The following is a 22,564-nucleotide window of genomic DNA, read 5'->3' as shown; positions in this document are numbered from 1 at the left end:
ATGCAAAAGCTGGAGCAACTTCAAAGAAAAGTGAAAAGCGCGGAGGAATTACAGTCGATCACTCGAACCATGAAGATTCTATCGGCTGTAAGTATCCATCAGTTTGAGGAAGCGGTTCGGTCACTTTCGGAATATTTTGGTACGCTGGAGTTGGGTATGCAAATTGTGTTGAGATCAGCGTACTCCAACCTGATACCTGTTGAAAAGAAGGATCGGGTATCAGCTGTGGGAATTATTGCCAGTGGGTCGGGGCAGTCACTTTGCGGTCCCTTTGATGAGGTGATGTCAGATTATATCCGGGAAAATGTAGAAAACTCCGATTCTGAAAATCTGCATGTTTTGGTGCTTGGTGAACGGTTGGCTGATCATTTAGTAAAGGATGGGTTCACGATTCAAAAGGTGCTTGAGGTGCCGGGAAGTGTAGAAGGAATTAGTTCGGTAGTGCTATCGCTTTTGAAAGAGATTGAGCACTGGCAAAGCGAACTGAAGATCGAATCTATTCAGTTGATTCATAACAAACCGCTGGCCCGAAAAGGATTCACCCCACGAGTTCAACATCTGTTGCCAATGAACAAAGCCTGGTTGGATCGACTGATTAGCCGTCCATGGTCCACCAATAACCTTCCCCAATTTACCATGGATGCTGATGTGTTATTCATGTCGTTACTGCGGCAGTATTTGTTTGTATCGCTGTTCAGAGCACTGGCAGAATCACTAGCGGCCGAATATGGAAGTCGGCTCAGTTCTATGCAACGTGCAGAAAAAAAGATTGAAGAACGATTGGGACTGCTTCGGAATAAATTTTTACATGAGCGACAGGCATCCATCACCGAAGAGTTGCTGGATATTATGGCAGGTTTTGAGGCGGTTTCCCATCTGAAAAGATAGAATTCAGTATAGAACCGCCAAGCAGGTTCTATTAAACTTCATCAATCCGCTTCCCGATCTGGTGTACAACAATGAATATTTGTTTTTTCATTCCCATGTTCTAGCACAGAGCCGGTCACCCAATTGGGCCGGAAAGTAGTGCATCCTTTCAGTTTTAATTCATGAGCCAATTCATACACATTCTTGAAATCCTGGAAGGAGTAATCTTCAGGAATGTTAATGGTCTTAGAGATGGAGTTATCTACATACTGCTGCACCACCGCTTGCATTTTGAGATGATCTTTGGGTGATAACTGTCGCACCGTTACAAAATATTCGGGGAGATATTCTTGCGGTTCTTTTTCCATGATCCATTTCAAATAGGCAAAATCGGTAACGGTGTGAGAAACTGAATTACCTTCGTAATCCAGCACTTTACGTCTATAGGAGAAATCAAACACCGGTTCGATTCCACTTGATACATTGCCTGCGAGCAGGCTGATACTTCCCGTCGGTGCAATGGACAACAAATGACTGTTTCGAATCCCTTTAATCTCAATCCCTTTTCTCAAATTAGCCGGGAGTTTTTTGATGAACCGGGATTGCAAATATCTTTGCTTGTCAAAGAGGGGGAAGGCTCCTTTTTCTTTGGCCAACTCTATGGAAGTTTGGTAAGCGGTTTGGGCAATCAGCTTCATGATATTGCCTGTCATAAGCCGAGCTTCCTCACTTCCATAATGTAATTTTAGCATAATAAGGGCATCGGCCAGTCCGGTAATGCCAAGACCGACCCGACGGGTTTGCTGTGCTTTTCCACGCTGTTGGTCTAGTGGAAATTCAGATATTGAGATCACATTATCGAGCATTCGAACGGCAGTTTCAGTAGTTACTTTCAAAGATTCGCTTTGAATTTTGGCCTTGTCTGTGAATGGCTGTTCAATAAATTGCGTAAGATTAATAGAGCCAAGATCACAAGCTCCGTAGGGTGGCAAAGGAACTTCACCACAAGGATTGGTAGCAGTGATATATTCACAGTAGCTGAGGTTGTTCATTTTATTGATTCGGTCAATAAAGAGGACTCCCGGTTCTGCAGAATGATAATTTGCTTTCATTAATTCATCCCATAGATCTCTTGCTTTAAGAACCTTAAATACCATACATGAAACAGGGGTTTTGGTATTAGACCAACGTTTCTTCAAGGTTGAAAGTTGGGGCATGTCCGGTTCAGAGATCTCATTTGACGGAAACACTAATGGCCAGTCATCATTGTTTATGACTGCTTTGATGAGCTCATCCGTTACTAATACCGAAAGATTAAAATTGGTCAGCTCACCCGGTTTACTTTTAGCATGGATAAACTCAAAAATATCAGGATGATCACAACGAAGAGTAGCCATCATAGCCCCACGACGAGAACCCGTTGACAGCATGGTGGAACACATCGAATCCCAGATCTTCATAAAAGAAACCGGTCCTGAAGAAATGTTATTACTGCTTTTAGCCAGAGATCCTTTGGGACGTAAGCAGGAAAAGTCACAACCGATACCCCCTCCTTTTTGCATCGTTAGAGCACTTTCTTTCAGGTTTTCGAAAATGGATGGGATGGAATCTTCAATGGTTCCCATTACAAAACAGTTGAAAAGAGTTACCTTATGACCGGTTCCGGCACCGGCAAGAATACGTCCGGCGGGTATAAACTTGAAATCCTTAAGTGCTTGATAGAAGACTTTTGCCCAATTCGAGTGCTCATTCTCTTCGGCATAAGCCAGCGCATTTGCAACCCGCAACCAGGTATCCTCGATGGATTCTTCTGAGAGTATCGTATTCGATTTCAATCGGTATTTGCGATCCCAGATCTGTCGTGATAATGAATTCTGGAGTCCATGAAAGTTCATGTATGATGTGGCTCTTTTTCAATTTTGGAAGTCTTTTCCATGCTTTTTTTCAACGACCATAAATAAGAGGTCTCACCCTGTCCTTTTAAGATCAGATAAGCAGCAAAAGCAGCAACTATTGGAAATGGAAACGCTGATCCCACACCTAAAGGGGATACAGCGATCAGAAAAACAATAGCTCCTACAGCTGCAATTTTCACCCAATAGCCTTTCATAAACATTCCAAAAGCTATCAGAGCCTGGCCAATAGCAATAATTGTGACCACCGGGGTAATATGATCAGCAAACCAACCTAAGATAAGATCGTGGTATAGGGGAATCGCCAGGAAGGCAAACTCGATATATAGATCGGGTGTCTGATAAACAACAGTCAGATTTTTCCAGGCCGCCCATCCAAATAACAGAGCAAACACAAAACGCCCGATCTTTGGATTTTTCCATGCTGCAAACAGTATCAACAACCCTGCAAGATTGGAAAAGATCCAGGGTAAAAAGTAAAGATCTAACCCTTTCATAGGTCTCCTGTTCTTTTTTTAATGTAAATGCAAATTAGTAAAGAGGTAGAATTTTTATTCAGGGAGCCAGACGGATAAAAATGTAAGGGATTCCCTCAGGGACTATCAATTTTTCGTTCATGCTTGGAAAAATCAGGGAATACCCTGCATTAAATTCGCAAGGGATAAGCTAAGCTTCAATAATTAATAACAACGAAGGAGGGTTTCTTATGAGTGAGCTAGGATCATTATTTGGATTCGTAACCGTAGGCCTGCTGGTGGGTTTTATTATCGGCTCTTTGATCAAGAGGGAGGGCATTTCTTTATACAATAACCTATTTTGGGGTGTCGTATCCGGAATTATAAACGGTTATATCGGCCTTTGGTTTTTACCGGGTGATGGTGTATTTTTTGCCTTTCAGGGTACGTGGGCCTTTCTCTTTTTGGTGAATGTATTTCATCAGCACCACGTAGAAGATATACTTCTGTTCCCGGATGCCAATGCAGCTGTTATTCATGAACTGACATTCAAGAATAAAAAGCAGTAGAAAGTGGTTTTATGCTACACTCTTTTGGTCTCGGCTACCGCTTTTTCGACCTTGGTCAAGATCCGTTTCACTTGCCCCCAGTCCGTATATTCATGATCTTCAGAAGTGTTGGTTTGCGCATTGTTTCTTTTTGCAATATTACGGGCAATATATTTCTTGAAGAAATTATATTCTGAGTAGCGAATTGCTCCAGCTATATGCTCTATAAAGGATGGATACCATCCGGTTTTATGCAGGAAATCTTTTGTAATTTTTTCAAGTTCCTCCCAACCTTCAGGTACATCATGGGCAGCAGTCAAGCTCACCGATATAAAAGCTCCCACCATATTATTTAAAACTTTTGCATAATCACCAACATACTGCTCTATAGAAGCTTGAAATTTCTCATTATGAATGGAAGAGGCGATGATAATTGCATCAAAGCCAAATGGACTTAACTTTGGACCGGTGGAATTATTTATTGAAACAGTGTGCCCGTTCAATCTTGCTTCATTTTTTAATCTGTCACAAATCTTTCGGGTTTGCCCCTCTACTGTACCGTAAACAATTAATAGTTTCATGATGATGGATATGAGTGTAGGTTTTTCCCAATAATAATGAAAGCAGGTATTCAGCAGGGTCAGGAATTTGGAAGTACGGAAGTAAGGGATTCTACTACAAAATTTGTAGGCTTTGTATCTGCCCGGGATGATACAATACAATACAAATAAAGCTCTTAAGAATTATCGCGTCCAATGGACACGAGCCATACTTTCAGCATCGTAGGAAATATCAAGATCACCCTCATAAGAGCTTTTTAAAGCGTCACCGATCATTTTTGGTAAATGCATACCGGTAGTAGTAATGATCATTTTACCATCAGATTCGCTGATCGTTATGATACGTTCCAAAGGATGTTGTTCGGTTTTCTTTTTTTCAAGGTTTCGAATCAAGTTGAGAAGCTCTTCTTTATGTGATTGAAAAAAGGATCCCTCTACTTCTATATAGCCGGCAGGATAATTATCCTGAATGCGTTGGCAAGCCGGGCATAATTTTTCATTGTCGACAAATTCAATGGATTCCCAGGTCCATCTTCCTTTTGTAAAAATGGAGCCGCAGGAGGGACAAAGAGTGGGGTCGGGCAATTTTTGTGTTCGTTGGTAGGGATCATGGCGGTCATCTTTAAAGATCCGTGTTCGTTCTTGTTTAAAAATGTTTCCTTTCTTTTTTCTTTTCATAATATTCACCATTCGTCTATAAAATCTTTACTGACCTTAATAGTTGGCCAAAACAAATATTGGCGAAACCAACTGCTTGCTTCTTCGGCCACTTGTTCCAGAGTTCCCGGTTCTTCAAATAAATGTGAGGCTCCCTCAATAACGGTTAGCTTTTTGGGACATGTCATGATGTTATAGGCGATTTCATTCAATTCCAGCACTAGTTTGTCATTCCCACCCACTAGTAAAAGCGTTGGTGTTTTTAGCAGCTTCAAATACCTCTTGGCCAGGTCTGGTCTTCCCCCTCTTGAAACTACCGCCTGAATGATGCCTTCCCCTAAAGTTGTGGCAGCCTGAATTGCAGATGCTGAACCTGTACTTGCCCCAAATAACCCAATATTCAAATCCTTGAACCTGAAGTCGTTTTTGAACCATTCAGCAACAGTCAGTAACCGTTTACTAAGCAATTCAATATCAAATCTTTTCTCTTTTCTTGTGGCTTCTTCGGGAGAAAGCAGGTCAAACAAGAAAGTCGAAAATCCTTTTTTATTCAGTATCTGGGCTACTTTTCTATTTCTTGGGCTGAGCCGGCTGCTTCCGCTTCCATGAGAAAAGATGATGAGCCCGGCAGAATTTGTGAAATGTATTAAGTCACCTTTCAGAACCATGTCGTGTACGGGTATGTCAATTAGCATATTAGTCATATTCAGGTTCAAGTAAGTGTGAATCTATTTTCTCTTCCTCGATCTCAGTGAGGGTAGCTTCTGTGAGTAAAAGCATGCTGGCAACAGAAACCGCATTTTGCAATGCAACGCGAACTACTTTGGTTGGGTCTATGATGCCGGCTTCCAATAAATCAGTGAAGGTGTTTTGTGAGGCATCAAAACCAAAATTTCCAGTTCCACCACGCATTTTCTCGATGATGACGCCTGCGTCCACTTCGGAATTTTCTGCAATTTGCCGGGCAGGTGATTCCATAGCTCTGCGCAAGATCATGATACCGGATCTTAAATCTCCTTCTTGCTTTTCGGCTGCTGTCTCTATGGTTTCAATGCATCGCAACAGGGCAAGCCCGGCTCCAGGAACAATACCTTCCTGTACGGCCGCTTTGGTGGCACTTATAGCATCCTCAAACGCTTCTTTCTGGCTTTTCATCTCACTTTCTGAAAGGGCTCCAACACGTATCACTGCCACACCTCCGGAAAGTTTAGCCAGCCGTTCTTGCAGTTTTTCACGGTCATAATCGGAAGTGGACCGGTCAATTAATTTTCTAATCTCATTACACCTTCCGTCAATACTACTTTTGTCGCCCTCACCCCCAATGATGGTGGTAAATTCTTTATCAATAATGACCCGCTGGGCTTTTCCAAGCATTTGAAGGGTAGTAGATTCCAGCTTCATTCCTAGTTCTTCATCGATTACCTGCCCTCCGGTAAGGATGGCAATATCTTGCAGCTGTTCCCGCCGCCGGTCGCCAAAACCGGGTGCTTTCACCGCGGCGCAATTCAGCACGCCCCGGAGTTTATTCAAAACGAGACTGGCCAGTGCTTCTCCATCAACATCATCGGCAATCACTAATAAATTCTTATGCTGATCGGCTATTTGTTCAAGGAGAGGGAGTAATTCCTTTAGTCCGCTGATTTTCTTGTTGTATAGCAGGAGATAAGGTTCTTCCAGTATCACTTCCATTTTTTGGGAATCGGTGATGAAATAAGGAGAAAGGTAGCCATGATCAAATTGCATTCCCTCTACTAATTCCAGGGAGGTTTCCGTGCCTTTGGCCTCTTCAACAGTAATCACTCCTTCCGGGCCAATCTGTTCAACAGCATCAGCCACAAGCTTGCCGATTTTTTGATTGTTATGTGCTGAAATGGTTGCCACTTGTTCCTTTTCTTTTTTACTTTTTACCGGCCTTGAAAGTAGTTTTAATGCCTCAATGGCTTCCTGTAATCCAATATCTAATCCTCTTTTCAATTCAATGGCACTGGAATGAGCAGCTATATTCCGCATACCTTCTGCAAAAATGTTATACGCCAGGATGGTGGATGTTGAAGTTCCGTCCCCAACTACATCCCCCGTTAACTCTGCGGCTTCTTTCAATACTTGCGCTCCCATATTTTCTTCAGGATCTTTTAGCTTAATCTCTTTAGCGATGGTTACCCCATCGTTACAAACCAGTGGCTTACCCCACGATTTATTGATCAGTACGGATTTCGATTTTGGCCCCAGGGTCACGCGGACAGCATCATATAAAACAGATGCTCCTTTTTGAATTTTTTCACGAGCCTCATCGCGAAATAGAACTCTTATATAGCTTCCCATTGTATTCCTGTATTAACAGTATAAATTAATTGTTGAAAAGACTTAATTTGATAGGATAAATAGTACCAAAAAAGATGAGTTTTGGGTGCGGGCGTTGGGCACGAAAACAGGTAAGGGAACTCGCCTTTAGCATGTAGGCAGAAATAGTACAAACCTACTTATGCATGTGTATCAGTATTCCACGAGCTTATTTGACTTATTTTTGAGGATATTTTCAACACTCAAAAATTTCAGGACATCTTTATCACTCAAATTTTCAAAGTGAAGATAGGCCTGAGATACAGCGAAAAAATTCAGTGGTGTTTCCAGTACCACAACCATGTCCACGATATCCATCAGTTGCTCACACACATCAATAGAAGCAACGGGTGCAGCAACTATGATTTCACCGGCGCGGGCTTTTTTGCACATCTCAATAGAGGCAAAAAGCGTAGCCCCGGTGGCAATCCCATCATCCACTAAAACCACAGTGCGATTATTCATACTGGGAAGAGGAGCACCATTTCTATATATTTTGATTCGTCGCAGGATCTCTTTTTCTTCTTTCTTGATAACCCTTTCGATCATTTCTTTGGAGAGACGTATATTAGCCCGCGGATTGAAGTACAGGCTTTTATCTTCTGCCATTGCTCCAAATGCAGCTTCCGGCTGCTCGGGGTATCCCAGTTTACGGGCAACAAGCACGGACCATTCACAACTTAATTCACGAGCTATATAATATCCAATTTCGACTCCACCCCGGGGTATTGCTAAAATAAGGGGGGTTCTAGGTTTGAAGATCTCTAATTCCTTAGCCAGCTCAATCGCTGCTTCTTTTCGGTTTTTGAACATTTTACTCAGCCATTTGTATCAGGATAGGCTCCTCTCATATGTTAATATTATAGTTAGATTTCATCATCAGCTAAACCTGAATTTTTAGCCCAAATGCTGAATCGAGTGTGTGGCACAGCCTCAAGGCGGGCTTTTGAAATGGGTTTTCCGGTAGCCTGACAAATACCATAGGTTCCATTTTCAATACGATCCAGTGCATCATCTATCTGCTTGATATATTTGCGCGTACGCTCCAATAGCTGATAATTCATGGTATCACTTTGGGTATCCGTTCCGGCTTCCTGAACATCTGAAGCAGGCATATAATCAGGATCATCTTCATCCTGCAGAATATTGATGTTTTCAGTAGTCAAGCGTATTTGTTCTTCAGCATTTTTCCGCTTGGCAAGGAGTATTTTTTTAAAATAATCCAGTGATCTTTTATCTAAGGGTGAGTTACTGACTTTTAAGCTTTCCATAACATTGAATTAAGAGTTGGAGTAGGTAAGTAGAAAACCAATATTTTATGATAGTATTCAAAACAGAAATGATACGAGAGTAAATAGTTACTTCTGTTTGTAGTAGAATTCACTGCATTTAAATAAAAAAGCCCACAGTATAAATACTGCGGGCTACTCAATAATTAGAAAGCGTTGCGTTTCCTTTTGTCGGTTTTATCCGATTTCCAGTAGTGGAGGTATTTCTCAGTCTTTTTGAAGGACACCCTCAACGTTTGGCTTCCGGGTTTGCTGTTTGAACAGCATTCCTTATTGATAACCGAGGTACACTCTTTAAATGATCCAAGGGATTATTTTCAGTAGTAACCGGCGGCTTTTTTTCCCGGTATATTTCTGTCCTATTTAAAGGATTAGAAACTGTACTCTAATAACTACCATTAGGTCAAAGAATCTAAAAGCAATATAATTAGTGTCTGGATCTCGCAAAGCAGGGGGAAGTCGGATGTGTGTGTGAGAATTTTCATCTCATTCTTGTAAGGGTAAGCATATATAACGTGTTACTTATCTCCCTAAAATAAAAAAGGCTCACAGTATAAATACTGCGAGCCACTCAATAATTAGAAAGTCGGTCATTTCCTTTCGTCGGGATAGTCCGCATCAAGTTGTAGAGGTATCATCTCAGCTCGGTAAGAGCACCCTCAATGGCCGGCTTTCGGGTTTGCTGTTTTATCGGCATTCCTTATTGATAACCGGAGCACACTCTTTAAATAATCCCTCGGATCATTTTCAGTAGTAACCGGCGGCTTTTTTTCCCGGTATATTTCTGTCCTATTTAAAGAACTAAAAATTGTGCTCTTTCTTTTAATGTCAGTAAGTCAAAGAATCTGAAAGCATTATAATCCATGCCGGGATGCATAAAAGCAGGGTAAAAACCCAATATCATGTAAGTATTTTCCAGATCGAATTTGTAGGGGGGCATGTTCTTTTTTTGGAAAAATATTCCAGCATAAATATAATACTGGGTAATAATATCAGGGCTGCAATCAGTGAAAGCCCAATACCCAAAACAGCTAATTCTCCTATGGTTCTTAGCCCCGGATGAATGGAAAAAAGCAGGCCGCTGAAACCTAACATAGTGGTAAAGATGCTTATACTGATATGCTCTCCTGTAGATCTGAGTACTTTACTGACCGCCCCTTTTCCTTCTTCAAGGTAACGATGAACAATATGTATCCCGCTGTCGTCACCAATACCCAGGATCGTTGGAAATACCACGAGATTATAAAAGTTCAATTTCCAGCCAAATAAGACCATCAGTCCAAACAGCCAAACAAAACTGGTTATTAAAGGCAGTAATGCAAGGGCTACCCATTTAATATTTCTGAGGATTAGCAACTTAAATATAATGATGAATGCAATAGTCAGTGCAACCATTAATGGAGCCTCTTCCATTAACAGTCGCAACATATCGGAGGCTACTATTGAGGTAGATCCAGCATAATAGGTGGTGCCGTCAGGAAGTGTTACCGAACTTACATCATCGGCAAAATTCATGGAATTTCGACCATCAGATAAACTAACAGAAGGATGAATTATCACAAGATTTCCAATTGAACCTGATATAGAAGTAAAGGGGGCTTTTATAAAATCGGGCACACTGTCTACTGGAATGATATGTTTTGTAGAAGCCGATTCTCGAAGCCGAAGGATATCCCGGTTCGTTGAACTTCTAAGAAAGGGATCGTCCAGTAATTCTGTGATGTTGACAAGCCGGTCAATTTTCAAATTGGCTTCCTCATCATCAAACGGGTAACGATCCTGTAATATCTCGATCTCTTTGATAGTGGGAGAGCTAAAATCCATTTCCTTCCGCTTTCGCAAGATGTCAGCTACCTGAGGTGCTTCAGAGGGGTTTTCAACGATAATATATGCAGAATTTCGATCGCTTCGTCCTCGTGAGGCTTTAGATGCAATTCTGTTGAGCTCACTATACCTTTCATATTTAGGCTCTAATTCTCCAAAATCATATTCAAAGGAAAGTTTTGGAATTTCAGTAACTGACATAAGGGTGATGACGATCGAAAGTCCAATAACACCAGTTGAAATAAGTTTCCACCGGTTTTTCTTATCAGAATTTTTCGAAAATCTATTGTCACTTTCGAGTTGTATAGATATATCAGTATGTAGATTCAGAAGAGGACTGCGTTCAAATACAACGAGTAAAGCAGGCAGAAATATGGTATATGAAACAATTGCTAAAATAAGTCCAATGCCTGATATAGCACCAAATTCACTAAAACCTTTAAAATCAGCCACCATTAGAATGAAAAAAGCAGCGGCAGTGGTTATGCCAACGGCAAAAATAGCTTGACCTGTTGTCATGAAGGTCGTTTCAATGGCCTCCGAAACAGATTCTCCTTTGCCTCGCTCTTCGGTATACCGGGCAAAAAAATGGATTCCAAAGTCTATGCCCATCCCAAATAGAAGTAGTCCAAGCGTTGAGGTCATGATATTTAAATGTGCATAAAACAGATATGCTAATCCAAAAGTCCAGCAGAGGCTGAGTACCAATGGAAGTCCCATTATTAGGGTATGGGCCGGAACCTGAAGAAGCTGTGAGAATAAAACTGAAAAATTGAACTGACGTCCTGCCCTGGCACGGTAACTTTTATAGAAAAAAAAGGAAACAACGGCCAGCATCAGCATGAATACGCCCGCTCCAAAAGAACTTTTTATATCAGCAACAATTGTTTCGATCTCAATGAGGGTGCGTATCATGGGGCCTCCCGCAACAACGATCATTTCAGGATGGTATGAACATGGGTTCAGAGTTGAGATCAAAGTGTTAAGGTCACTGTAGGCATGCCGAATAAATTCAAGTTCAGTTTGGGCATGGCTCGGGAAAAACTTGATAACCAACACAGTAGAATCCGGTGAGGTGTTGTATTCTGAACCTGCCAATTGATCGTACTTTACAATTAATTCATTTGCCAGAGAATCGGCACGAAGGCCTTCCTCATCATCAAGGTCAAAATAAAATGGGTTGGCTTTGTTCTTGGCATCCTCGATTTCAGCCTCAAGGTATTCCTGCAGAAGATCAAGCTCGGTTGAAGTAGCAAAATAAAGAGCGTTGTGTTTTAAGAATTTGATCTCTCTACGATATTCAACCCGTTTGAAGTAGGGTTCTTGGTATTCTGCTTTTTTTAGTCCAAGAACTTTTGGGATGAGTACTTCTGCAAAAGCCCGGTTGGCCTCAAAAGAGGGACTTTGGATGGCCACTGTGGCGTCATGTTCACCGCCAACTTGCTCAGTAAGTTTATTCAAAGCCTGAACGCTATGATAGGAATCAGGGATTAGTTTTGACAGGTCCGTATCAATGGTTAACTGACGGGCCAGCAAAAACCCAATAATGGCGAGAGCTATACTTGTCAATAAGACCGGTGTTGGTTTTTTGATGACCCAACGAATAAAGGGCCTGAGTAATTTGAATAACCGGTCTATCATGAAGTTAGTTGGTGGCCTCCGTTTGTACTTGAGACAGGGTTCGTATATTCCAGATGTAAAGAATCAGGCTTCCGAGCCCAAAAAAGATAAAAATAGCATGGAAGAGCCATCCCAAAAATGGCAAGTTTACGATGATGGCTACCAAAATCATTCCAATAAACAATCCCCAGTAATAAGAAGTCTCTTGACTTTCTTTTTTCAGAAACCGAAGACTGCTGACTCCTAATACCATTGCCACCAATAAATATCCGATAAGCAATAGAAACCCGTATAAAAGCAATAACAGAAATGAAATGGGGAGTGTAAAAATGAGCAAAGCAAGAACTATCAATATCAAAGGATAAACTAAAAATGTGAGCAACCCCACTCCCGTATTTTTCCAGAATTGTTCTATGGAAAATTTATAGATGTCTTTGCTTGTTTTGCTGAAAATTCGAATGAGAACCAATCCTGTTATAAACAGGGAGAGATAAAGTCCGCTTTTGAATATTAAAAGTTCAAGGATGTCTGGAGACTTAACATTGATATAAAGGTTTTCTGGAAGGGTGCCCAGATTCTCATGATACACGGGCCGGTCGCTGTATATATCTGTTCCCAGATCAGCTATGTAATTCGGGCCAAAATTGATTTTATGACTGTATAATTCCACTTTTTTTTGAACGGCTCCGTTTAACTCAAGCTGATTTCCGGCTGCTTTTAGATTTCCTTCGATCATTCCTCCTTCAAATAAAATACGTTGTCCTGCAAGGTTTGCATTGCCTTTGATAAGTGCATTTTCAGTGATACGTATGGTTGCTCCGGCAGCAAAAACGTCGCCATGAATGAGGCCGTCAATGACCACCAATTCGCCTGCTCCAGCAAAAAGGTCGTAAATAGTGCCCAGCATCATGACTTTTTCGCCCACAACAATGGCATCATCCATGATTTCCCCCGTTATGATGAGTGACTCTGAGGCTGATATAAAATCGTTGCCAAGCCAGCCGAATACTTCAATAACATCTCCGGTAGCAAACAATTGGGTTTGAATGGAATCTGATTCCGAAATTCGTACAATTTCTGCACTTCGATATGCACTGCCTTGTCCCCGGGTCTCACTGGTCATCAAGGTGAGCAGTAGTACAATAAAAATCGTCATTCTTTTCATGTCAGGCTGTTTTGTGTTGATGTAAAAGGCCGAATAGCCTGACATTAATTAGCAGAAATAACGCTAAAAGACTGTAAAGATAGAACTAATTAGTCTGTAATACTTTCCCTCTCAAACATTGTTGGAGACTCCTGTCCGCCAAATTGAAACTATTTTTTGAACTTTAAGGCAAATCCAAAGAAAAAGGAGGAGATATGCCTATTAAAATGATCCATAGAGAAGAGTGGACTAATTACTTCGATAGCTTTTCAAAGAAGTACCTGAAAGATAAACAGCCGGAATATGCTGAGATCCGAATTTTAAGCAAAGATATGGGAGACCAGCCGGAAACATCTTGGTTACCGCTCAAAGGTCTTAGCTACGACAGCAGAAATGATATGCTGGAAATACAATTTGATGATTTAAACCGGGTAATTAATCATCCAAAAGAGATCTATGTGGATGAAGAAAAAAGTGGATGGATTCTGAGCTTTGAAGTGATTGAAAATGACGGTACTAAAAATATAATCGAAACCCGTTAATAAGATATCCATGGAGCAAGACTCCCCACTGATATTACAACCGTCTTTACTCAAAGAGGATGCGAAGGAATTATCCAAAAGACATGTAATCTCTGAGGTAAATAAAAAAATCCGTCCAATAAAGCCGCTGCTTCAACACGACAAGCAAACACTTACTAAAGCTTATCGTGTTTTGGCTACATCCGCCAAGGAAAATAAAGATATATCCCCGGCAGCAGAGTGGCTGATCGACAATTTCTACATTATTCAGGAACAGATCGTCCAAATCGAAACCGATTTTCCAATTGGTTTTCAGCGTAATATCCCACACTTGAGATTAGGAATTAACAAAGGTTTACCAAGGGTATATGATTTGGTCTATAACCTTGCTCTTCATACTGACAATGTAATTGATGTAGAACACCTGACTTTGTACACACAACATTATCAGCAAGAAGTAACACTGCGGCTTGGTGAACTTTGGGCTATTCCGATCATGCTGCGCCTGGTGCTGGTAAATCAGTTGGCACTAAAGGCTGCAGCCATCCTAAAAAGAAGAAAACTTAAAATTGAAGTAAGGAAGCTTATTGCAACCATACAACTGGCAGAAACAGAAGAACCAGGCTTTTTACTTCGTAATATAATTGATTGGCTTAATGAACAGAGAGTAGACCATGAAGGCCAGACGCTATTGGTGGAGTTAGCCCGTCAACTTCAGGCTGAGGGTATTTTGTCGGGGGAACTCAAGAATTGGTTTGAATATCGCTTGAATACTTTTGGAACCACACTGAATGAAAGTCTTCGTGAGGAAAGGCAACGCGAGTCGAAACTGCAGGTGAGCATTCAGAATGCAGTGATCTCATTTCGAAAATCAACTGAAATTGAGTGGGAAGATTTTGTTGAAGATTGCTCTTTGGTTGATCATATTTTGAGGCTTGACCCCATGGAGGTCTATTCGCTGATGGATCGTAAAACCAAAGATCATTATCGGAGAACCATTGAGCGATTGAGTGGGAGGACCGGATATACAGAGACTGAAGTAGCTGAAAAAGTTTTACAGCTGGCAGAGGGTAATCGTTCATATTCAAGGGAAACAATCAACAGCTCAATGATTGACCCTTCAATATTGAAAACTCACGTGGGTTATTATTTAATTGGGAAAGGATACTCCAGTCTGCGTAAAGAACTTCGCTACAGACGAACATTGGGGGAAGTCACGCGTAAGGTGATCGAGGGAAGAACTTTGATTTACATCGGTCTTATGTTGGCAATGGCCTTTATACTTTTATCCTTCCTTTGGGTGCTGACCGCTGCAGCCACCCATACCTTATTTGTTAAGGTTATGCTTTTGTCAGTGGCTTTTTTTCCTGCTCTTGAACTATCTATTTCTTTTATAAATCGATTATTTGCATTCACACTTCCTCCCCGTGTGCTTCCTAAAATGAGGGTGAAAAATGAGATTCCGGAGCAAGACCGAACGCTGGTGGTCGTACCTGTAATTCTGAATAACAAAGAAGATGTGAAAAGGCATCTGGAAAAGTTAGAGATCACGGCTTTGGCCAATCCTGACCCGGGTTTGCAGTTCGTGCTACTCAGTGATTTTGCTGATGCGGATAGAAAGATCATGCTGAAGGATGGACAGGTTCTTGAACAAGCGAAGGTGATGATATCACAGCTCAATGAAAGATATTCATCTCAATACGGGGAGAAATTTTTTGTGCTTCACCGAAAACGGGAATGGAATGATTCTGAAGGGAAATGGATGGGATGGGAGCGAAAAAGAGGAAAACTCGAGCAGCTCAATCAGCTGCTTTGTAATACGAAAGCGGAGAATCCTTTTTATTATACATTCGGTGATTTTCTAAGAAGTATATCTCAAACACCGGTGAGGTTTGTACTTACCCTGGATGCTGATACCCGCACCCCGCCAGACAGCATTAAAGAATTGGTCAAAGTTGCCTCACATCCTTTAAATCGTGCAATACTTGATCCTGATACAAATACAGTTCGGGAAGGATATGGTATTATTCAGCCTCGCATATCCATTGCTCCCGATTCAGCTTACAAAACTTGGTTTACTCAGTTTTTTTCAGGTAATGTGGGAATAGATCCTTACACCACAGCAGTTTCAGATGTGTATCAGGATCTGTTTGGTTATGGGGTATTTACCGGAAAAGGCATCTATGATGTATGCGCTTTTAATATGGTTTTACACGGACGTATGCCGGAGAATCGTATTCTGTCACACGATCTGTTGGAAAGCACGTACATACGAACAGCACTCTGTACCGACATTGAGCTTTTTGATGATTATCCTGCTAACTATAACAGTTATTGCAAACGAAATCACCGATGGGTACGTGGTGACTGGCAGATAGCAAGCTGGTTATTTCCTAAAGTTCCGGGAGCAAGCGGAAAGGTTAAAAACCCGACCAGTTTACTTTCACGATGGAAGATATTTGACAACCTTCGTCGTTCATTGAATCCATTTTTCTTAGTGCTGCTGCTCATTATGGGTTGGCTTTGGCTGCCCGGTTCGGCATTGTTATGGACAATCCTGGCATTCGGTATCCTTGCTTATCCCATCTATGTAAATTTTTCCACGGATATATTTAATCGGCCGCCGCGCATAAAATGGAAGTTATATTTTGAGAAGGTACGCCTCAATTTGAAAGTAAATACCATCCAATCCATATCTACACTGGCCATTTTTCCGCATCAGGCCGTTTTGAATATAGATGCTATTTTTCGGGTATGGTGGCGGCTGTATGTTTCAGGGAAAAAAAAGCTTGAGTGGACTGCCGCTGCTCAGGCTGAGCACATGAGCTCAAACGATCCGGGCTCTTATTTCAGATCAATGGTTTCTTCAGTGTTGTTGGGATTTGTACTTCTTTTAGCTGCGTTCTTTTTCGATCCAACAGATCTTTGGGTGATCGCTCCATTTGCAGTGTTATGGATCACTTCCCCTGTATTTGCATGGTTTCTGAGTCAACCCAGGGTGGAAAAAACTCCTGAACTTTCTGAAGAAGCCAAAATGGAGCTCAGGTCAAATGCACGCCGTACATGGTATTACTTTGAGCGTTTAGTGACTGAAGAGTTTTCTTGGTTGCCTCCGGATAATGATCAAAAAGAACCTGATAAACCCCCGGTTGCCCGAACATCTCCAACTAATATTGGCTTAACGCTTGTTTCAACTGCATCAGCTTATGAGATGGGATATATAACTGCAAAAGAGTTATTCGAACGTTTAGATAATACTCTTGCTTCACTGGAAAAATTGGAGCGTTACAAAGGGCATTTTTTTAATTGGTATGAAATTCGGTTAGGTGAAGTATTAAATCCCAGATATATATCCACAGTAGATTCCGGAAACTTAGCGGCAGGACTTATTATTACAGGTCAGGTAGTACAAAAAGTTTGGACTCAAAGGAATACAAAAAATACTTTTTGGGAAGGGCTAACAGACACGATCATCACAATAGAGAAGATCATTACAGAATACGAAGATCAAATTCAGTTAGAAGAGGATGTATATACACAGGTCATGACATGCATTCAAAATATGTTGGATGAACTGAACCAAATAGATTTTAGTGACATGTCAGTGGAATCCGCGCTGAAAAATCTTAAAACGCTGAAAAAATGTGCCAGTTATTTGAGTGCTTCAAATCTTATGAGTTTGAGAAACAGGTTGGGAGATGAGGTAGTAGATGATCTATTGTATTGGCTTGAATCACCATTAAAACAAATAGAGGGCTACAAGTATGAACTGGAGTTCATTAGACCTCATAGTTCATTGGAAGATTCATTCAGTGATCTGGCCAATAAGTCGGATGACCCGGCATTCAAACAGATGAAAGAACAAGTTGAAGCCATCCAAATGATCTGTAACAGGCTTACGAATGAAATGGATTTTCGCTTTCTTTATCTCAAAAAAAGGGGGTTGTTCAGTATTGGGTATAATGTGGATCGGGCTGAATTGGATAAAGCCACTTACGACCTGTTGGCAAGCGAAGCTCGGATTGCTTCATTAATAGCCATTGCTAAAGGTGATGTGCCGTCTGAACACTGGTTTAGGCTTGGTCGGCGTTTGACAAGTATCAGCCAAAATGAATTTCTACTGTCTTGGGGAGGTACGGCCTTTGAATACTTGATGCCGCTTCTTTTCATGCGTTCTTATCCGCATACTTTATTAAGCCATACCTACAGATATATCATAGAATGGCAGCAGTCATATGCCAAGCGGTTTGATCGCCCATGGGGGTTTTCGGAAAGCGCCTATAATATTTTAAACATGGACATGAATTACCAGTACCGGGCATTTGGAGCCCCTGGGCTGGGGTTAAAGCGCGGGTTAGCTGAAGAATTTGTAGTAGCACCTTATGCTTCAATCCTGGCTCTTATGGTTGATCCGGTTTCATCATTTCAAAACCTGAAAGAACTGAACGATCTTGGGGCACTTGGGTTATGGGGCTATTATGATGCAATTGATTATACGCGTGAACATCTCAATGAAAAAGAGCCTTATAAAGTAGTTATGATCTATATGGCACATCATCATGGAATGAGTCTGATCGCGTTAACAAATGTTCTGAATGATTGGGTAATTCAGGATTACTTTCATGCCGATCCAAGGATCAAAGCTTGTGAACTGTTGCTTCAGGAACGTATTCCGGTTGGAATTCCGATCAAAGAACCACATCCGATCGATGTTGAACTTGAACCCGGTGAAAAGTATAGTCCAAAGCATATCATTGAACAAGCAACGGAAGCTGACCTGGCAAACATCCCGCCAAGAGTGCATTTAATATCTAATGGGAAACTGCATTCGTTTGTCAGTCATGCAGGTACAGGATGTCTCAAATACGAAGACATTACATTGACAGGTTGGAAAGCGGATGCCGTCGAAGACCCGCTTGGAACTTTCATCTATGTCAAAGATCTGGAAACGGATAAGTATTGGTCTGCATTTCATCAGCCGGTGCAGCGGAAGGCAGATCGGTATGATTCGTGGTTTCATAATGAAAAAATACAGACTTCACGGGTAGATGAATGGATTGAAACAACCACAGAGGTTTGTATATCTCCCGACCATCCCGTTCAATTGCATAAGCTCACATTAACTAATTATTCTGACAGACATAGAAAGCTGGAGCTTACCAGTTATGGGGAAATTATACTAAATCAGTGGGAAAGTCATTCGGCTCATCCTGCTTTTTCCAAGTTGTTTGTCCAAACCGATTTCCTCGCAGAACATGATTCTATTATTTCATGGAGGCGGCCAAGAAGTGCTGATGAGCAACCTATTTATTTGGTACACACGCTGGTTAGTCAAGAGCATGAATATTCTACAAAGCCGATCCAATTTGAAACTGAGCGTTCTAAGTTTATTGGCCGTGGCCGGTCATTAAGGAATCCTTCTGCCATGGATGTTAATTCAAAATTAAGCGGTTCAACAGGTAATGTGTCCGACCCAATTTTCAGTATCCGTAAATATGTGGAAATTGCTCCCGGAGAAAAAATGGAGGTAACATTTGTGACGGGCTGGGCAGCTTCATTTGATGAGGCAAGGCAAATAACAGAGCGATTCGATGACCCTTATTCGATCCATCGGGTTTTCGATCTTTCGGTCATCTACAATAATGTAGAACTGGAGCAGCTTGGAATTAGCAGCGGGCAGTTTCATCTGTTTCAAAAGCTGGCTTCATATGTTTTGTACAATGACTCCAAACTTCGTGCAAATGAATCATTATTGGTAAAAAATCGCAGGTTACAATCTAATTTATGGGGATATGGTATATCCGGTGATATCCCATTGGTGGTATTTCGGATCAGTGATATAAATCAGATCAATTACGTGAAAAGAATGCTTAAGGGGCATTTACTTTGGAAATATCGGGGATTGAATACTGATTTACTGATCCTGAATGATCACCCCCCAAGCTATGCTGATGAAGTGGAGGAAGGAATCAAGATGGCTATGGAGCACTATCAGAGCCTGCAGAAGGTTCCCGGGGGTGGAAATGTATTTGTTCACCGGTCCGAAATGTTACCCGAGGAAGACTTGAATCTGATGCTCACGGTTGCATCCATTGTATTGGAAGGAGCATTTCCAAATCTGGATGAGATGGCAGCACAAGAGCGAACATCGTCAGTTACAGACTCTGAGGTCACCTTCATCCGCATTCCAAAGGTAGAAATTCCGAAGGACGAAGTTACCCATAATCTTAAGTACTTCAATGGCTTCGGAGGATTTACGAGCGATGAAAACTCCTATCAATTGATCATTAAACGAGATCCTGAAACAGGTGACCTGAATTTGCCACCGGTACCATGGGTCAATGTAATTGCTAATCCGGAGTTTGGTTTTTTAGTAACTGAAAGTGGTGGCGGATACACCTGGAGCGAAAATAGCCGTGAGAATAAGCTGACTTCATGGGCTAATGATGTGGTATTGGATCCACTTTCTGAGGCTTTTTATATCCGGGAGCATCAAAATCAACACTATTGGTCATTAACACCGGCGCCTGCCCCAGGGTCTCATCCTTATATCGTTACCCACGGATTTGGATATACGACCTATGAGCATACATCAATGGATATACATTCGGTGTTAACCCAGTACGTGGATCCAGATAATCCCGTCAAAATCTCGAAGATCCGTATAAGAAACACCGGTTCAACCCGAAAAGAGCTTTCATTATTCAGTTATAATGAATGGGTTTTAGGTGTACAAAGGGAAAGATCATCCCGGTTTGTGGTGCAGGAATTTGATGAGGATCTGAATACGCTGTTTGCTGAAAATCGGTACAACAATGAATTTGCAGAAAGAACAGCCTTTGCCGCGATACTTACAGAAGAACATTCTGGAGCCGGATCGTCTTTCACAACTAACCGTCTCTCTTTTATAGGCCGTAATAATTCCCTTGAGAATCCGGATGGGGTTTGTGGCAGTGAGCTGCTTGATAATGAAGTAATAACAGGCGGTGAGCCCTGTGCGGCCTTTCAAAACACTTTTGCACTTGACCCTGGAGAAGAAATGGAATTTATTGTCTTATTGGGTCAAGCGGAATCAAGATCTGCGGCAGAAGAACTTATCAGAATGTATCAAGAACCAAGATTTAGCAATGAAACGTTGGTTCTTGTAAGAGAATTTTGGGGAGAAATGCTTTCGACGATCAAAATAGAAACTCCGGATGATGCGCTGAATACAATAATGAATGGCTGGTTGATGTACCAGACCATAGCGTGCCGGATGTGGGCAAGAACCGGTTACTATCAGGCCGGTGGCGCCTTTGGTTTCAGAGATCAGCTACAGGATTCTTTAGCTGTCATGTATGTGGATAGTGAAATGGCCCGAAAACAGATATTAATCCATGCATCACGGCAATTTCCAGAGGGGGATGTGCTGCATTGGTGGCATCCGCCAACAACCCGCGGGATTCGTTCAAGGATCTCTGATGACCGGTTATGGCTAGCTTATGCAGTTTTGGAATACATTCAGTTCACTGGCAGGATTGATATTTTGGATGAAACGGTTCCCTTTATTCAGGCTCGCAAGCTACAGGAATATGAGCATGAAGTGTATTTGCAACCACACCAATCTTCTGAACAAGGAACAATATATGATCACTGCTTGCGAGCTATTGATATATCATTGCAGTTTGGGTCTCATGGCCTTCCACTGATTGGCGGGGGTGATTGGAATGATGGTATGAATAGAGTAGGCCTCGAAGGGAAAGGAGAAAGTGTATGGCTGGGATTTTTTATCCATCATATTTTAACACAATTTGCAAAGCTTGCCCGAGATAGAGACGACAAGGAAATAGCAGAAGCTTTTATGGATCAGGCCTCCGCTCTTTTTAAAAAACTGAATACAGAAGGGTGGGATGGAAGTTGGTATCTGCGAGCATTTTATGATGATGGGACTCCGTTGGGTTCAGCTGAGAATACCGAATGCCAAATTGATGCGATCTCTCAGGCGTGGTCAATTATTTCGGGTGTATCTCCTGCAGAAAAAGAAAAAACTGTTATAGAATCTTTGGAAACACATTTGATTTCTGCGGAAGATGGGATTATTCGATTGTTGTATCCGCCTTTCGATAAAACAGAAAAAGATCCCGGGTATATCAAGGGTTATGTGCCGGGCGTAAGGGAAAACGGCGGACAATATACGCATGCTGCCCTATGGGTAATTAAGGCGTTGGCTGAAAGCGGTCATGGAGAGAAAGCGGTTCGGTATCTTCAGATGATCAATCCGGTAAACCATGGGCGAGATCCTCAAAAAATGAGAGTGTACAAAACCGAACCCTATGTGGTCGCTGCTGATGTTTATGGTGAACCTCCCTTTGTGGGGCAGGGCGGTTGGACCTGGTATACCGGTTCGGCAGGATGGATGTATAAAGTAGTGATAGAATCAATTCTGGGATTACAATTGAGCGGAGAGGAGATGATCATTGATCCTGCCATCAGTTCGGATTGGGAAGCATACAAGGTGAAATGGGTCATGAGCGATCATAAAACAATTTATCATATAGAAATTGAGAATACCGCAAGACTTGAAAAGGGTAATGTGGAAATCAACATAGATGGCAAACAGTTGAATACAAAGACAGTTCCGGCAAGGATCGAGCTTAATTTTGACGGGGGTGAACACAAAATTCGAGTTCGGTTAATAGTGAAAAAAACTGAACACAGTGAAGAGAAGACTTCAACAAAAGATATGTAGTACAAAATCCCACACCGTTCCAATAGAGATTCCGTACAGAACATGAGCATTTTCCTGACTATGCTTCGAAGACTAAATAGAGAGGTAAAATAATTCAT

14 protein-coding genes and 2 riboswitches are annotated in these 22,564 nt (G+C 41.6%); of the genes, 4 read left to right on the top strand and 10 right to left on the bottom strand.

What is annotated here, in order from left to right; genetic code table 11:
* The gene (locus HUJ22_RS07030; protein ID WP_290875628.1) at nucleotides 1–888 is read left to right on the top strand and encodes a F0F1 ATP synthase subunit gamma; all 888 of its coding nucleotides are present in this window, start codon (nucleotides 1–3) and stop codon (nucleotides 886–888) included.
* 41 nt (nucleotides 889–929) lie between these two features.
* On the opposite strand, the gene HUJ22_RS07025 is transcribed toward HUJ22_RS07030, so the two are convergent.
* Both HUJ22_RS07025 and HUJ22_RS07020 read right to left on the bottom strand, forming a co-directional pair.
* A complete protein-coding gene (locus HUJ22_RS07025; RefSeq protein ID WP_290875626.1) occupies nucleotides 930–2,762 on the bottom strand; it encodes an adenosylcobalamin-dependent ribonucleoside-diphosphate reductase in 1,833 nt (610 codons plus the stop codon).
* Nucleotides 2,759–3,277 (bottom strand): hypothetical protein, encoded by a 519-nt coding sequence (locus HUJ22_RS07020; RefSeq protein ID WP_290875623.1) that lies wholly within the window; start codon nucleotides 3,275–3,277, stop codon nucleotides 2,759–2,761. Before HUJ22_RS07020 ends, HUJ22_RS07025 begins: the two co-directional genes overlap by 4 nt.
* Before the next feature lie 209 nt (nucleotides 3,278–3,486).
* Between HUJ22_RS07020 and HUJ22_RS07015 the strand changes: the two genes are divergently transcribed.
* Nucleotides 3,487–3,804: a hypothetical protein gene (locus HUJ22_RS07015; protein ID WP_290875621.1), complete on the top strand. Its 318-nt coding sequence runs from the start codon at nucleotides 3,487–3,489 to the stop codon at nucleotides 3,802–3,804.
* A gap of 14 nt (nucleotides 3,805–3,818) precedes the next feature.
* On the opposite strand, the gene HUJ22_RS07010 is transcribed toward HUJ22_RS07015, so the two are convergent.
* From HUJ22_RS07010 to HUJ22_RS06975, 8 genes are all read right to left on the bottom strand, one after another.
* Nucleotides 3,819–4,364, bottom strand: coding sequence for a flavodoxin domain-containing protein (locus HUJ22_RS07010; RefSeq protein WP_290875620.1), 546 nt, complete (start codon nucleotides 4,362–4,364; stop codon nucleotides 3,819–3,821).
* Nucleotides 4,365–4,526: 162 nt separating this feature from the next.
* A complete protein-coding gene (locus HUJ22_RS07005) occupies nucleotides 4,527–5,021 on the bottom strand; it encodes a BCAM0308 family protein (RefSeq protein ID WP_290875618.1) in 495 nt (164 codons plus the stop codon).
* 5 nt (nucleotides 5,022–5,026) lie between these two features.
* Nucleotides 5,027–5,704: an alpha/beta family hydrolase gene (locus HUJ22_RS07000; RefSeq protein ID WP_290875615.1), complete on the bottom strand. Its 678-nt coding sequence runs from the start codon at nucleotides 5,702–5,704 to the stop codon at nucleotides 5,027–5,029.
* On the bottom strand, nucleotides 5,697–7,322 hold the full coding sequence (gene groL, locus HUJ22_RS06995) for a chaperonin GroEL (RefSeq protein ID WP_290875613.1): 1,626 nt from the start codon (nucleotides 7,320–7,322) through the stop codon (nucleotides 5,697–5,699). The genes HUJ22_RS07000 and groL overlap by 8 nt, the downstream gene beginning before the upstream one ends.
* Nucleotides 7,323–7,493: 171 nt before the next feature.
* Nucleotides 7,494–8,153 carry a phosphoribosyltransferase family protein gene (locus HUJ22_RS06990; protein ID WP_290875612.1) on the bottom strand — a complete coding sequence of 220 codons (660 nt, stop codon included), beginning with the start codon at nucleotides 8,151–8,153 and terminating at the stop codon, nucleotides 7,494–7,496.
* A gap of 53 nt (nucleotides 8,154–8,206) precedes the next feature.
* Complete coding sequence (locus HUJ22_RS06985) at nucleotides 8,207–8,611, bottom strand: TraR/DksA C4-type zinc finger protein (protein WP_290875610.1); 405 nt, start codon at nucleotides 8,609–8,611, stop codon at nucleotides 8,207–8,209.
* A gap of 164 nt (nucleotides 8,612–8,775) precedes the next feature.
* Nucleotides 8,776–8,870, bottom strand: a riboswitch (TPP riboswitch).
* A 337-nt stretch (nucleotides 8,871–9,207) separates the two neighbouring features.
* Nucleotides 9,208–9,300, bottom strand: a riboswitch (TPP riboswitch).
* Between the two features lie 229 nt (nucleotides 9,301–9,529).
* Complete coding sequence (locus tag HUJ22_RS06980) at nucleotides 9,530–12,094, bottom strand: MMPL family transporter (RefSeq protein ID WP_290875608.1); 2,565 nt, start codon at nucleotides 12,092–12,094, stop codon at nucleotides 9,530–9,532.
* 4 nt (nucleotides 12,095–12,098) lie between these two features.
* Nucleotides 12,099–13,238 (bottom strand): polymer-forming cytoskeletal protein, encoded by a 1,140-nt coding sequence (locus HUJ22_RS06975; protein WP_290875606.1) that lies wholly within the window; start codon nucleotides 13,236–13,238, stop codon nucleotides 12,099–12,101.
* Nucleotides 13,239–13,432: 194 nt separating this feature from the next.
* On the opposite strand from HUJ22_RS06975, the gene HUJ22_RS06970 reads away from it, so the two are divergent.
* Together HUJ22_RS06970 and HUJ22_RS06965 are read left to right on the top strand one after the other, a co-directional pair.
* Nucleotides 13,433–13,759: a DUF5335 family protein gene (locus HUJ22_RS06970; protein WP_290875604.1), complete on the top strand. Its 327-nt coding sequence runs from the start codon at nucleotides 13,433–13,435 to the stop codon at nucleotides 13,757–13,759.
* Nucleotides 13,760–13,769: 10 nt separating this feature from the next.
* Nucleotides 13,770–22,466 carry a glucoamylase family protein gene (locus tag HUJ22_RS06965; RefSeq protein WP_290875602.1) on the top strand — a complete coding sequence of 2,899 codons (8,697 nt, stop codon included), beginning with the start codon at nucleotides 13,770–13,772 and terminating at the stop codon, nucleotides 22,464–22,466.
* Nucleotides 22,467–22,564 lie beyond the last annotated feature (98 nt).

The organism is Gracilimonas sp. (assembly GCF_014762685.1).
In the GTDB taxonomy this organism is placed as follows: domain Bacteria; phylum Bacteroidota; class Rhodothermia; order Balneolales; family Balneolaceae; genus Gracilimonas.
The sequence above is the reverse complement of the archived record's forward strand: the minus strand, read 5'-3'. Positions and strand labels throughout refer to the sequence as shown.